This window comes from Acinetobacter sp. YWS30-1, assembly GCF_033558715.1.
GTDB lineage: Bacteria > Pseudomonadota > Gammaproteobacteria > Pseudomonadales > Moraxellaceae > Acinetobacter.
The window spans coordinates 1-12,567 of the sequence record NZ_CP114608.1 but is presented as its reverse complement, the minus strand read 5'-3'; the positions used below and the strand labels follow the sequence as shown (position 1 = coordinate 12,567).

15 protein-coding genes are annotated in these 12,567 nt (G+C 36.7%); 11 read left to right on the top strand and 4 right to left on the bottom strand.

The genetic code is table 11. The features are described 5' to 3' along the window. Nucleotides 1-124: 124 nt before the first annotated feature. Entirely contained in the window at nt 125-556 is a 432-nt protein-coding gene (locus O4M77_RS15555) for a hypothetical protein (protein ID WP_323714131.1), read from the bottom strand. 17 nt (nt 557-573) lie between these two features. Then, a complete protein-coding gene (locus O4M77_RS15550) occupies nt 574-840 on the bottom strand; it encodes a hypothetical protein (RefSeq protein WP_006581723.1) in 267 nt (88 codons plus the stop codon). Between the two features lie 209 nt (nt 841-1,049). Between O4M77_RS15550 and mobQ the strand changes: the two genes are divergently transcribed. The 3 genes from mobQ (at nt 1,050) to O4M77_RS15535 (ending at nt 4,523) form a co-directional block, all read left to right on the top strand. After that, nucleotides 1,050-2,486 (top strand): MobQ family relaxase, encoded by a 1,437-nt coding sequence (mobQ, locus tag O4M77_RS15545; protein WP_323714130.1) that lies wholly within the window; start codon nt 1,050-1,052, stop codon nt 2,484-2,486. Nucleotides 2,487-3,002: 516 nt separating this feature from the next. Beyond that, entirely contained in the window at nt 3,003-3,896 is an 894-nt protein-coding gene (gene repM, locus O4M77_RS15540) for a replication initiation protein RepM (RefSeq protein ID WP_004734502.1), read from the top strand. 63 nt (nt 3,897-3,959) lie between these two features. Then, nucleotides 3,960-4,523 carry a plasmid replication DNA-binding protein gene (locus O4M77_RS15535; RefSeq protein ID WP_323714129.1) on the top strand — a complete coding sequence of 188 codons (564 nt, stop codon included), beginning with the start codon at nt 3,960-3,962 and terminating at the stop codon, nt 4,521-4,523. A 257-nt stretch (nt 4,524-4,780) separates the two neighbouring features. Here the strand turns inward: O4M77_RS15535 and O4M77_RS15530 are convergent, their stop codons facing one another. Next, nucleotides 4,781-5,332 carry a macro domain-containing protein gene (locus O4M77_RS15530; RefSeq protein WP_033134790.1) on the bottom strand — a complete coding sequence of 184 codons (552 nt, stop codon included), beginning with the start codon at nt 5,330-5,332 and terminating at the stop codon, nt 4,781-4,783. A 56-nt stretch (nt 5,333-5,388) separates the two neighbouring features. Between O4M77_RS15530 and O4M77_RS15525 the strand changes: the two genes are divergently transcribed. The 7 genes from O4M77_RS15525 to O4M77_RS15495 all read left to right on the top strand — a co-directional run bounded on the left by O4M77_RS15525 (nt 5,389) and on the right by O4M77_RS15495 (nt 11,693). Then, nucleotides 5,389-5,865: a DUF1643 domain-containing protein gene (locus O4M77_RS15525; RefSeq protein ID WP_033134783.1), complete on the top strand. Its 477-nt coding sequence runs from the start codon at nt 5,389-5,391 to the stop codon at nt 5,863-5,865. Nucleotides 5,866-6,229: 364 nt separating this feature from the next. After that, a complete protein-coding gene (locus O4M77_RS15520) occupies nt 6,230-6,466 on the top strand; it encodes a type II toxin-antitoxin system RelE/ParE family toxin (protein ID WP_323714137.1) in 237 nt (78 codons plus the stop codon). 1 nt (nt 6,467) lies between these two features. Next, entirely contained in the window at nt 6,468-6,758 is a 291-nt protein-coding gene (locus tag O4M77_RS15515) for an addiction module antidote protein (RefSeq protein ID WP_100358201.1), read from the top strand. A 314-nt stretch (nt 6,759-7,072) separates the two neighbouring features. Further along, complete coding sequence (locus tag O4M77_RS15510) at nt 7,073-7,552, top strand: spore coat U domain-containing protein (protein WP_323714136.1); 480 nt, start codon at nt 7,073-7,075, stop codon at nt 7,550-7,552. 115 nt (nt 7,553-7,667) lie between these two features. After that, nucleotides 7,668-8,345, top strand: coding sequence for a molecular chaperone (locus tag O4M77_RS15505; RefSeq protein WP_323714135.1), 678 nt, complete (start codon nt 7,668-7,670; stop codon nt 8,343-8,345). A gap of 28 nt (nt 8,346-8,373) precedes the next feature. Next, nucleotides 8,374-10,719 (top strand): fimbria/pilus outer membrane usher protein, encoded by a 2,346-nt coding sequence (locus O4M77_RS15500; protein WP_323714134.1) that lies wholly within the window; start codon nt 8,374-8,376, stop codon nt 10,717-10,719. A 20-nt stretch (nt 10,720-10,739) separates the two neighbouring features. Next, entirely contained in the window at nt 10,740-11,693 is a 954-nt protein-coding gene (locus O4M77_RS15495) for a spore coat U domain-containing protein (protein WP_323714133.1), read from the top strand. 15 nt (nt 11,694-11,708) lie between these two features. Here the strand turns inward: O4M77_RS15495 and O4M77_RS15490 are convergent, their stop codons facing one another. Further along, nucleotides 11,709-12,188, bottom strand: a complete 480-nt coding sequence (locus O4M77_RS15490; RefSeq protein ID WP_323714132.1) for a spore coat U domain-containing protein — start codon at nt 12,186-12,188, stop codon at nt 11,709-11,711. Between the two features lie 157 nt (nt 12,189-12,345). On the opposite strand from O4M77_RS15490, the gene O4M77_RS15485 reads away from it, so the two are divergent. Further along, nucleotides 12,346-12,534 (top strand): hypothetical protein, encoded by a 189-nt coding sequence (locus O4M77_RS15485; protein WP_157799961.1) that lies wholly within the window; start codon nt 12,346-12,348, stop codon nt 12,532-12,534. Nucleotides 12,535-12,567 lie beyond the last annotated feature (33 nt).

Here is a 12,567-nt window from a genome sequence, read left to right as displayed (position 1 = left end):
AAGAAAATTTTAATAAAAAATAAGTATAATAAAATCATAGTGTTAGGTATTTTTGCAACAAAGCCTCTTAGAAATAAAAGAGCATGATGTTTTAAGTATTTAACATAAAATCTCTTATGCGAAATTACATACCAACTTTAACCACATTGTGGACAGGTTGGATTTTAGAGATAAGAAAAACTTCTAGGGCATTTGCTAAATAAGCCGTATCACGCTCAAAGCCTATTGTAATGATGGATCCAGCATCTTTCAGTCTTGGATCTATCGCAATATATTCAGTTTTATCTTCATTCCATCGGCAATATTTCATTACCCTGGCGCTTAAGCCATTACCACGATAACGGCCAGCACCTCTAGAAGTCCCAACACCGATATAAGTCACTAAATCCCCTTTGATAAACGCATATACACCTTGTTTATCGTAATTAGGAATTTTCCCAAAATTAAAATGTACTGGTGACCATTCAGGAGGCGTTCCTAATAGATCTACATTCCAGTGATGTTCAAAAAATAATTCTGTATTACGTATTAACTCATTAAGTGTTGGATCTTCCACTACTCATCTCTCAAAATTTATAAATTAAAAAGCTTTCGGTCACGCTCATCTGTCAAATACTTATCCATCTGAGCAATTAGTTTAGCTCTGGCTTGTTCATCTTCTTCAGTGATTTTTAGCATGCAGGATCCAATTAAAATTTTGCGTCTGGTATCGTCCTTTCGTGCCTGTTCTTTCTCTTTGGCACGTTCTCTTGCCAGTGCTGCCTGTCTTTGAGCCTTTAACTGCTTTAGCTTTTCTTCCTGTGCTTTGATTTTGCTGTCTAGTGTTTCAGTAACGCTCATTAATCCAATACCATCATCCTGGGAAACCATCCCTAACATAAGCGCACTTGAATATGCATTCAACGTGCTATATGTATAGTAATGTTTTCCTCGAAGAGCGCACTTATGCAAACTTTGTTTGCAAGTCCGATTGGGGTCTCCCCAATACCCCGACAACCGTATGCACGGTTGTATTTCACTACGTGAAAATTTAAAAGTGAAAAACAGGCATGGCGATTTACCACTTTTCAGTCAAAACCGTAGCACGATCAGCAGGACGTTCCGCCACTGCTGCGATTGCCTATCGGGCAGGTGAAAAGATCTATTGTGAACGTGAAGGCCGAGAACATGACTACAGCCGAAAAACTGGTGTGGAATACAAAGAAATTTATTTACCAGAAGGCGCACCAGAGCATTTAAAGAATCGAGAAAAACTCTGGAACGAAGTTGAACAACGGGAAACCCGAAAAAACTCGACAGTCGCCAGGGAATTTGAAATTGCCTTTCCAAGTGAACTGAACCAGGAACAACGTCTGGCCATGCTCGAAGAATTATGTGCCAGCATCGTGGAAAGACATCAGGTAGCAGTCGATGCCTGTATTCATGCACCGCATACCGGATCCGGCAGTGATGAGCGCAATTATCACGCCCATATCCTGATGAGCACACGTAAACTTACGCCCGAAGGTTTTACAGAGAAAACCCGGGAACTCGATCAGAAACACAGTGGAGAAATCGAGCACTGGCGCGAACACTTTGCCGATATCTGCAATATGCACCTGGATCTAGCCGGATACACCGCCCGAGTCGACCACCGCAGCTACAAAGACCAGGAGAATGGCCTGGAAGCCACCCTGCACGAAGGACCGAAAGTCACCGAACTGCGCCGAAAAGGGATTGAGACCGAAATCAGCCGAAGCAATGACGAAATCAAACAGAGAAATCAGGCTCAGTTGCAATACGACAAAAATATGGATCTGCTGATTGCTGAAAATGAGATCAAACTCAATACACTAAAAACTGAACAGCAGATCCAAATCAAAAATAGTGCTAAAACGCCACCAATTGACGAAAAAGCCCTGTTTGAAGAAAAACAGAGGGAAACCCTTGGCAAAGTGCTAAATCGCGAAATCAGCGCAAAAGACGCGAATCTAGACCTGGATTTTATGCAGCGCAATCTCAAACAAGCCGAAATAAACCTGACCAAGCACCACAAACATCAAAACGAGTTCAATCAGCACCTTGCCCAGGAGATCGTGAAAAGCGGACTCAAGCAAAGTCATGACAAATTGCAAAGCCTGGTCGATCAACACAACGAATTAACCCAGAACAAACCCTTACTGTTTGGAAAAAAAGCCTGGGAAGCCCAACGTGATGCGATTTACCAAGAACACAAAAAACTGAAAGGTCAGCATGAACACCAGAAAAAACATGGTGTGAAGGATTTATTGGAAAATGAAAAATTCAAAGAACATGCCTGGAAGCAGTACCAACAACAACATCCGGCCAAAGCCAAGCAATACCAGACTCTATACCCATCCTATCAAGTCATTAAAAAATGTGTGGATGAGATCAAAGCAGAACAACAGATGAAACTCAGACAAGAACAACAGCTCAAAGCACAGCAACAAGCTCCTAAAATGAAATCTCGTGGCATGAGTCGATAAACAGAGCGAGTGTCTACGAGCGAACTGAAAAAATTTGCTTATCCCTTTCCCTGATTACAAGCTCCCTATCCATCAATCACCTGCTTTACAGAGCATCCCGAATGGGTGCGAACTTTCCAAATTTGATTCCTAAACCGAGCGTAGCGAGAAAAAAAAGCTGATGAGCGAAGCGAATTCCGAGTTGCTTTTGCTTTTTCTAAAAGTCACGAAAACATGAACCAAAAATTGCCCCGATGAATCGAGCGAAAGCGAGATTCAATAGAGTTTGAGCGAAGCGAAAACCAAGGGCAATTTTTCAAATTTCCTTTTTTAATTATTTTTAAATATTTTAAATCTTTTCAGCCCTCTGTATGCCTTTAGTAGCAATGGTTTCAGCATTTAAATATGACGGATTGACTACTAACTATGACGGATTGACTACTAACTATGACGGATTGACTACTTAACTATGACGGATTGACTACTAACTATGACAAGTATATATTTGTCATATATTAAAAATTAAATGGTTTTATTTTGGATAAGAATCAAGTTGTAAAATCAAATCAAGTTATAGAAGCTTCATATCAATTAAGTGCCGTAGAGCAACGTATTGTCTTAGCAGCCATTTCACGTATTCCAAAGAATCAACCCATCACAGATGATGAGTTATACCCAGTGAGTGTTAATGAATTACAGCTCCTAGGAGTACATGAGAAAACAGCCTATAGAGATTTAAAAGAAGGGATTAATAGACTTTATGAAAGGTCTATCAACCTCTCTGTGGACGATAAATCTATCAAAATGAGATGGGTACAAGAGGTTCAGTTTTTAGATAGTCAAAGTGTCATTGGTATTCGCTTTTCAAAACCAATTTTGCCTTTTATATCCAACCTAAGTAGAGAATTTACGAAATATGCTTTATCTGATATCGCAGGTATCAACAGTGGATACGGTATCCGTATCTATGAGTTACTGGTGCAATACAGACAAATAGGTAAGCGTGAAATCTCTGTTGATAATCTACGAACCATGCTGGAACTAGGTAAAAAGTATCCGTTATTTGCTGATTTTAAAAAAAGGGTAATTGATACTGCTGTAGATCAAATAAATGAATACAGCCCTTTACGTGTGACATATGAGCAGAAAAAAACAGGTCGTAAAGTTACTCACATTACTTTTTCTTTTAAAGAAAAAACAAAAAGTATTGGTCAGGAAAGTACAGACATACCGAAAGAGTTTTATAAGTTAACAGATGCTCAGATAAACATGTTTGGTAATCAACTATCGCGTCTACATGAACTTTCTCATCTAGCACGTGAGGGTGAGAGCTATGAAATATTAGCTTCAAAAATCAAGGAAAAACTTAGAGATCCAAAACAACAGAAGCAGTTTTTACCTTACTTACGGAACTTAGGCTTCAAACCTTGAGTGTATTGAAGAATACACTTATTGTATTCTTCAATACGTATCTTAAATACACAGTAATACACTATGAAAACAAGTACAAAATACAGTGTTAGTGATGCTGCCACACTGTATAAAAAATCTAGAGCGACACTTTATAAAGATATAAAAAATGGGGTATTAAGCCGTGATCATGATGGCTTTATAGACTTTTCAGAATTATTGCGTGTATATGGTGAACCGTTTTCTGGAAAACAGTCAAAACGTATTGATACGTCTCTAATACAGAATCTGGATACACCCGAATACACTGATAAAACAGTAGTAGAGTTAAAAAATCAGATCGACTTTTTAAAGAAACAATTAGAAAAAGCAGAAGATAGAGAGGCTAAAGCTAATGCTCGTATCGATACGCTTCTTACACTAATTGAAATGAAGCCACATAAAACTAGTAGTGAACCTAATAAAGAGAATATTGAAAGTAATATTTCGCCAAACCCAACTGATATGGCAACAAATATTCAGTTAAAGCAGGTTAAAGAGGACGGATTGACTACTCCAGAGAACAAACGTATCCCTGTTCCAGAACATGTTGAGCCTGAACCTAAAAAGAGGGGATTCTTGAGCCGTTTTTTCCTTCCCTATGGTTAGCCAGGACTCCACTTTTTTGATGAGCCAATTTCAGTGCAAGCACATGAAATAATGACTCATCAAAAAACCGGATGAGGTTTATTAAAACTAAATAAAACCGTGGAACATCGATTACTTATTGAGCGTGGAACACGAAAAATCTCTGAAACAGCCTAAGAGAGCGTGCTTAGGCTGTTTTTACACCTATAAAACATTGTTTTAAAATGGATTTTTTCGGGCGTTTCGTATAAGGTGTATTATGTTAATTTTAGGAAAACTTAAATTAAGATTTCAATTTTAGGGTCATCAATATTTTCTAATATGCCCTTATAAATCTCGTAATTTACTATGTCATAGCAGACAAAAAAGACTTCTTTCACTTCATTATAAAAAGGTAATTCTGACAAGATAGTACCTATAGCAATTTCTGCTGCTAGCTGCTTAGGAAAGTTATAGACCCCAGTTCCCATATTCGGAACAGAAACTGTTTGAGCTTTAATTTCCTCTGCTTTTCTTAAAGCACTACTATAAGTATTACACAATAATTGTGGTTCATTTTTTTCACCATTTAGCCATCTAGGAGCAACCGCATGAATAACAAATTTAGCAGGTAGGTCACCTGCAACGGTTACTTCTGCACAGCCAGTCTGACAACCACCTTTTGTTTTATTTAGATGGATACAAGCCTCTTTCATCAGAGATCCTGCTTTTTTATGAATGATATAATCTAGGCCACCCCCACCTAATAAAGATTTATTTGCAGAACTAATAAGAGCATCTACTGGAAATTCTGTGATATCTCCATGAATTAAATTCACTTTCTTTTTCATAAGAATTAGAGGTTATGATACAAGATACATAATCATATATTTAAATAGAGGGGTTTATGGAAAAGGGTGCAATAATTTCAGATTGTAGTAAATATCGTTATTCACTTTGGCGTATTTGGGATAAAGAGAAACCTATATTTACATTTATTGGCCTAAATCCTTCAACAGCAGATCATATTCAAGATGATCCAACTATCAATCGCTGTATTAACTTTGCTAAAAGTTGGGGGGGTGGTGGCATCTACATGGCTAATCTTTTTGCATATAGAGCCACTGATCCACAAGAAATGATGTCTCAGGAAGATCCAATTGGCCCTGAAAATGATGCTTACTTGCAGCAATTAGCTACAGAATCTCATCAACTTATTGCTTGTTGGGGAAATGCTGGAATATTTAAAGACAGATCAACTTTTGTAAAACAACTTCTAAAAGATAAGCTCCATTATCTTAAATTAAATAAAAGTGGAGAACCTGGGCATCCTCTGTACATACATTCTTCAACAGAATTAAAGCCTTTTTTAGAACCCATTTAACATAATAGAGCTTATACGAAACGTTTTTTTAATATTACTTTAATATCAGTATCTTATCGTTATTCATACCCTCTGGAACGTTCTCGTTCAACCGACTTGGAGACAAGTCGGTTTATTTTTAAGCAAAAATGTAACTTTTAGCCAATAAAGTTGATCAAAAAACATTCGTTTTTGCATTTTTTCCTGATTTCTCAAGGGTCACAGTTCAGAAATAATCCCCAATTTCTGCGGACAACTCTTGGGATAAAAATCTTGCATTATGTATTCGATCGAATACAATATACTGAGAAGAAAAGGAATCCTCATGATTAAAATTAAACGTCTACCAGAATTTGATTAATGGTTGGATGGCATTAAAGACAATATGACCCGCATTCGCTTGAATCGCCGATTAGATAAGGTTCAACGTGGGAACTGGGGAGACATTAAACCTCTCCAAGATGGTGTTTGGGAAATGAGAGAGTTCTTCGGTTCAGGATGGAGGATGTATTACATCCAACATGATGACGTAGTTATTGTAATGCTTGGTGGCAGAGATAAATCAACTCAACAACAAGACATCAATCGTGCAGTCAAATTATCAAAAACGTTGGAGGATTAAAATGGTTAAAGTAGCTGATTTACCAAGTTTTGATATGGCTGAGTCACTCAAAACTGAAGAAGATATTGTAATATACCTCAATATGGTTCTTGAAGAAAATGATCCTGCTGAATTAGCGCACGCACTTGGTGTAATTGCTAAAGTAAGAGGTATGACCCAAATTGCGAAAGAAGCAGGTATTGGACGAGAAGCCCTTTACAAAGCACTTCGTCAAGATTCAACGCCTCGTTTTGATACGATCAACCGTGTTGTGAATGCTTTAGGTTTAAAATTGACAGTTCAACATGCTTAAAATTTAAAAAATATAATAGAAAAATGGGATTTTAAGGCTCCCATTTTTTATTATATAACGCCCATTCCATTGAATCAAAAAACTTAATTTCAATATGCCTCATTATTTTATAAAAAGTAGAATAATGACGAATACATTTAATAATGCTGAATGGCTGGTTAAAAAAAAAAACTTGAAAAAAATATAAAAAGTGATAAATTTCACACTTATTTTTATAGACGTGATTTTAGTACCTATAAAAAATAAAAAGTGAAAGCAATGCTATTTATGACGATTGCTTTTGGGCTATCGGATTTAATACTTGGAATTCTTAAATGAAAAAATTTATCACTACTGCATTATTAGTATCTACTAACTTACTTTTAGCTGGACAAGCAAGTGCTGAAACACCAGCAGCAGGCACACAGCAGGCACAAACAACTTTTGATGTAAAAATTGAAGTTCTTTCTACATGTTCTATCAATGCAACAGAGATTGATTTTGGTAAAGTAAATAGCGGTAGTGTTGCAAGTGATAAAACAGGAACCCTAAATGTAACTTGTACAAATCAGACACCCTACCGTGTAGGTCTTTCAGGTAGTGGTGAGATGAAAAATGAAACAGATGAATCATCAATTATTGCTTATGAGTTATTCCAAGATGGCAATAAGCCATGGGATAACGATGAAAATAAATATTCAAACAGTGGTTCAGGTAACGTAGAAGCAATCACTGTAATTGCTAAAGTCGTTGGCTCAACAAATGTTCGTGCAGGCAACTATAAAGATACAGTTACAGCCACGGTAACATATTAATATTTGTTATCGTAAAGATATTCTTCATTTAAAGGATATCAATATGAGAAATACGATACGTTGCTCTAATCTACTACGTAAGTACAGTTTAGTTTGTTTAGTAACGAGTATTTTTATGATACAGGCGCATGCTGCAAGCTTGCAGGTTGCGCCTATTTTATTAGAGTTTTCCCCTCAGGAAAAAGTTAAAGAGCTTTGGTTAACCAATACAGGAAGTGACGAAATTCGGGGCCAAGTCCGAGTAAATTATTGGACACAAAATAATAATCAAGATGTTATTACACCTACAAAAGATCTGATAGCAAGCCCCATGGTATTGACTATACCTGCTGGGCAAAGACAATTAGTTCGCTTGATTCGTAGCGCAAATAGCAATCTTTCATCTGAACAAGCCTATCGACTCATCGTTGATGAATTACCTAATCCAAAAACTGAAGAGAAAAGCGGGTTGCAGCTTTTGCTGAAATATTCGATCCCAGTTTTCTTTAAAACATCACATATAAATGCTGTAGATCAAGGCTTAACTTCTTTAAAAGGCATGACATTTAAATATACGGATCATCAATTACTGGTCATCAATCAAACTACAAGTTATAAGCGTTTTAGCCAGTTTGCTTATGTAGATTCTCAAGGTAAAAAGACACCAATTCAAATGGGACTGATGGGCTATGTTCTAAATGGTCAGAGTATGCAATGGCCTATCCCTAAACAACTGAATATTCAACCGACTGGAAAATTTGTTGCTGTTGTGAACATGGATGTAAGTGAACAAATACTTCAATTAGCACATTGATGTATTCATCAATTTTGGAGTGGTTTTTGTGAGTGTGCAGATTAGTGATTTGCTATTTGCAGGAGCAATCATTGCAGTGGCACCTAATACACTTGCACAAGTCAACGATCCAAAACTGATTCAAGATATGCAGCAAGATTTATATTTAGATGTCGAACTAAATCAATCAGCACAACCAGAAATAGGACATTTTTTACAACAAGATAAACAGCTTTATATAGATGTGACATCATTAGACAAACTCTCAATTCAAAGTAGTGCTCCTCAAATCTTGGTTGACCAAACAAACTATATTTCTTTAGATGCTATTAACGGGCTAAGTTATCAATATGACAATCTAAACCAGAAAATCACCATACAAGTCCCTATTGAATTATTAAGTGCAAAAAACCAATATAGTTATCAAGCTAAACCTTTAGCAACGGTTAATCCCCAGCAAGAAAGACAAGGCTTACTTTTAAACTATACGGCTTTTGCACAACAAACTGATGATCATTTTTCATTTAATGGATGGAATGAACTTCGTTATTTTGGTCTATTCAATGGTGTACTGAGTATTTCAGGTAATTATCAATATCAAGATAATCAGTTTACTGATCGTCAAATTCTAGATACGTATTGGGAGAAAGACTTCCCAGAGCAAATGCTTCGTTTACGTTTGGGCGATGCGCAAAGTGATGCTTTAACGTGGACACGCTCTACTCGGATTAGTGGTCTAAGTTTGGCTAAAAATTTCGCATTACAGCCTTATACGGTTACAACCCCATTAATGAGTTTTAAAGGGCAGGTTGCACTCCCTTCACAGATTGACCTTATCATTAATGGTATCAAGCAATCATCACAGAATGTAGTGCCAGGGCAGTTTGATATTCAAACTACACCGAGTATTACAGGTGCTGGCAATGCACAAATGGTCATCACTGACATCAATGGCCAACAACAAGTCCAAAATTTTTCACTCTATCGCGCAAATCACTTACTGGCACGGGGTCTAAATGATTGGTCATTTAACCTTGGTTACCCTAAATTAAATTATGGCATATCTTCATTTGATTATGCTGATGATTTAGCATTAAGTGGTAGTTATCGTTATGGATTAAGCAATACATTGACTGTTGAGACCCATACTGAGTTGACTGAAAAGTTACAGCAAGTGGGGCTAGGTGGTGTTTACCAATTAGGGAGACAAGCTGGTCAATTCAATGTCTCTTATGCCCATAGTTATACACCTGAAAACACGGGACAGTTGCTTGGATTTGGTTATAGTTGGAGCTCAGCATTGTTTAGCTTAAATTATAATGGATTACGTCAATATGGGCAGTTCAGTGATATCGCTAGTTTAAATGATGCTTCATATGCAACCCAATCAAATCAATTTTACATGGGCTTAAATACGAAGTTTGGTCAGTTAGGAGGGAGCTATATTCAACAAGAATATAAGGGTCAGTCCAGCAACGAATATGTTCTATTGAACTGGTCTTATATTTTCCCTCGACGAATGAATCTGAATTTAAGTTATAGCAGGGACTTACTAAATAAAGAAAATAGTTACTACCTGTCCTTTAATATTCCATGGGCGAAACGGAATTCAGCAACTATCACAGCTCAACGCAGTAATGATCAAAATCAACTTAGCCTGAACGTCTTACATTCTGTGGATCAAGACCAAGGTGGTTTCGGTTGGCAAGCAAGGGCCAATCATACTGAGTTATACTCACAATTTCAGGGGCAACTGGATTATTTAAGTCGTTATGGCTTGGCCCAACTTAACGTTCAACATACGACCTCAGACCAAAGTAATACCAGTATTTATGCTTCAGTGAATGGCGGGGTTGTACTATTGAAAGATGCTATCTTACCTAAACGCCTAAGCAGTGGTTCATTTGCTATCGTTTCAACAGATCAAATACCTGATGTGCCTGTACGACTAGAGAATCGTTTAATTGGTAAAACTAATAAAAAAGGTTATCTACTACTCGATTATTTGAACCCTTATCAGAATAATAGTATCGCTATAGATACGCTTGATTTGCCAATTAATCTAAAAATTGAAAAAACGCAACAAAATGCTGTACCACGCCAATCGAGTGGTGTTTTTGTACAATTCCCGATGTATCAAGTGAAATCTGTGCAACTTCAAGTAGTAGATTTACAGGGACAAAATGTGAACGTGGGAACTTCTGTATGGCAAGAAGAACCGATTCAGCAACAACAACCCACAACTATTGTGGCTCACGATGGAGTTGTGTATATCGATAACCTAAAAAATAATACACTTTACATAGGCAATCAACTTAAGCAGTGCAGAGTGATACTGCCTGAACTTACAACATTAAAAGGTTTTAGTGACTTGGGGCGAATGGTATGTCAATAAACTGCAATGACTTGTTTAAAATGAGTGATTCAACGAAATATTTTATTTATGCAAGTTTATTCTTTCTAGTATCTAGTCTTTTTTGTTTACCTGCTTATGCTAGTAGCTGTTGGTTGGGGCAGTCTGCAACGTTAAGTTTAGGAACATCAAATGCTCAAGGCTCAGCACTTGTTTCAACAGATGTTATTGCTGACTGTTACTTTAATTCAAACCAACCTGTAACGTATAAGCTATGTTTAGTGGCTGATAGTTTTGATCCCGTAGGTAGTACTCCTAGAAGTATGATTATTTATAATCCTGTAAGAGCATTACTCAATTATGAATTATATTCTGATGCAGCAAGAACATTTAAGATTCCTGATTCAGAACGTAAAAACCAAGCACAATGCCAAACTTTCCAGTTTGAAGCAGGAACTGGAAATGTCAGTAATCGGCTTAAACTATATGGTCAGGTGTTGCCTGGACAGAACGTACCAGCAGCATACTATCAAACGAATAGTATTGGATTGAAACTTTATTCTGCATACAAGGTTGGATCAGAAGTACCAACGGATACAGAAGCCCTTGCAAATTCGAATACTGGTAATAATAATTTAATTGTTAACTCATATTATGAAAATAGTTGCTTAATTCAGTCGACAACAGATATTAACTTTGGTGCGGTTGACCAACTGAAGATACCGTTAATAAGCTCAGGAAATATACAGTTAGCCTGTCCCGTTGGCACTATTATGCAAGTCAGTTTAAATAATGGCATCAATGCGCAGGGCACACAAAGAAGAATGAGAAATGCTTTAGGAAACTATATCCGATACAACCTTTTTAGGAACGCACACGATGATCAACCTTGGCAAGGTAATACTTTTTACTCTGTAGACAATCATAATATACCTATATATGCAACGGTTCCAGCTCAACCCATCAGTAGTACTGGGCAATACTCTGACACGATTACAGTAACTCTAACTTATTGATTTTTATTTTTAAAATTAATAGGTAATCGTCGCAGTTACTGTGTCACTATATTTCCCAGCAGGAACATTAGCATTGGGAACATTACCCCAAATCTTAATATTTTGTGTTTCCCCTGTCCCCTGTTGTGACAAACGATTGTCTGCAATATTGCCCCATTCTTTGCTCATGGCATGATCTTGATAAAGCTGATAAGGAATTTGTATAGAAATATCATTGGCATGCTTCAAACGACCATCACTATTTAAAGCAATATTATAGGGAGTACCATTAGTACAATGAACATTTAAGCTCCCTGTCGCTTGAACATTCTGTGCATTACGAGTCACAGTCCCAAAATCAATATCCGAAGAGCCTCCTGCTCCAATCTCACAAATTTCTATAACTTGCATTTTGATTTGAAACTGTGTGGATTGACGATCACTCATGGTATATGCGGAAACAGAGACTACGGCTAAAATTACAAAAGAATATTTAAAAATTTTCACTTGACTCATTTACCATAATTTCAACCTATTAACTCCATTAAATATTACATAGTTTTTTAAGAAATAATATATAGTTAATAGACTTCCGTCATAAATCAAAAAACGTACAATTTATTTGATCTTAAATTAATCAGCAAACTTATTTAATTCAAAGGATAATCCTTGGATGAAATTCAAAGATATTCAAAAATTATCAGACGTTAAGTTTCGTAGGCTTACCGGTGTTAGTTGGGCTACATTTAACCTCATGTTGGCCGAGCTAAATAAGCAGTTACCTCGTCATATTGGTAAAGGACGACCGCATAAATTACCGTTGGAAGATCGTTTGCTCTTATGTATAGGCTTTGTTGCATAAATATTTTGCAAAATACTGATTTTTAAGGAGTTT

Coding starts and splice junctions, on each gene's coding strand:
- O4M77_RS15505 (WP_323714135.1), top strand. CDS start 7,668: ATGATACAGGCGCATGCTGCAAGCTTGCAGGTTGCGCCTATTTTATTA.
- O4M77_RS15485 (WP_157799961.1), top strand. CDS start 12,346: ATGAAATTCAAAGATATTCAAAAATTATCAGACGTTAAGTTTCGTAGG.
- O4M77_RS15515 (WP_100358201.1), top strand. CDS start 6,468: ATGGTTAAAGTAGCTGATTTACCAAGTTTTGATATGGCTGAGTCACTC.
- O4M77_RS15530 (WP_033134790.1), bottom strand. CDS start 5,332: ATGAAAAAGAAAGTGAATTTAATTCATGGAGATATCACAGAATTTCCA.
- mobQ (WP_323714130.1), top strand. CDS start 1,050: ATGGCGATTTACCACTTTTCAGTCAAAACCGTAGCACGATCAGCAGGA.
- O4M77_RS15520 (WP_323714137.1), top strand. CDS start 6,230: ATGACCCGCATTCGCTTGAATCGCCGATTAGATAAGGTTCAACGTGGG.
- O4M77_RS15535 (WP_323714129.1), top strand. CDS start 3,960: ATGAAAACAAGTACAAAATACAGTGTTAGTGATGCTGCCACACTGTAT.
- O4M77_RS15525 (WP_033134783.1), top strand. CDS start 5,389: ATGGAAAAGGGTGCAATAATTTCAGATTGTAGTAAATATCGTTATTCA.
- O4M77_RS15490 (WP_323714132.1), bottom strand. CDS start 12,188: ATGAGTCAAGTGAAAATTTTTAAATATTCTTTTGTAATTTTAGCCGTA.
- O4M77_RS15495 (WP_323714133.1), top strand. CDS start 10,740: ATGAGTGATTCAACGAAATATTTTATTTATGCAAGTTTATTCTTTCTA.
- O4M77_RS15510 (WP_323714136.1), top strand. CDS start 7,073: ATGAAAAAATTTATCACTACTGCATTATTAGTATCTACTAACTTACTT.
- O4M77_RS15550 (WP_006581723.1), bottom strand. CDS start 840: ATGAGCGTTACTGAAACACTAGACAGCAAAATCAAAGCACAGGAAGAA.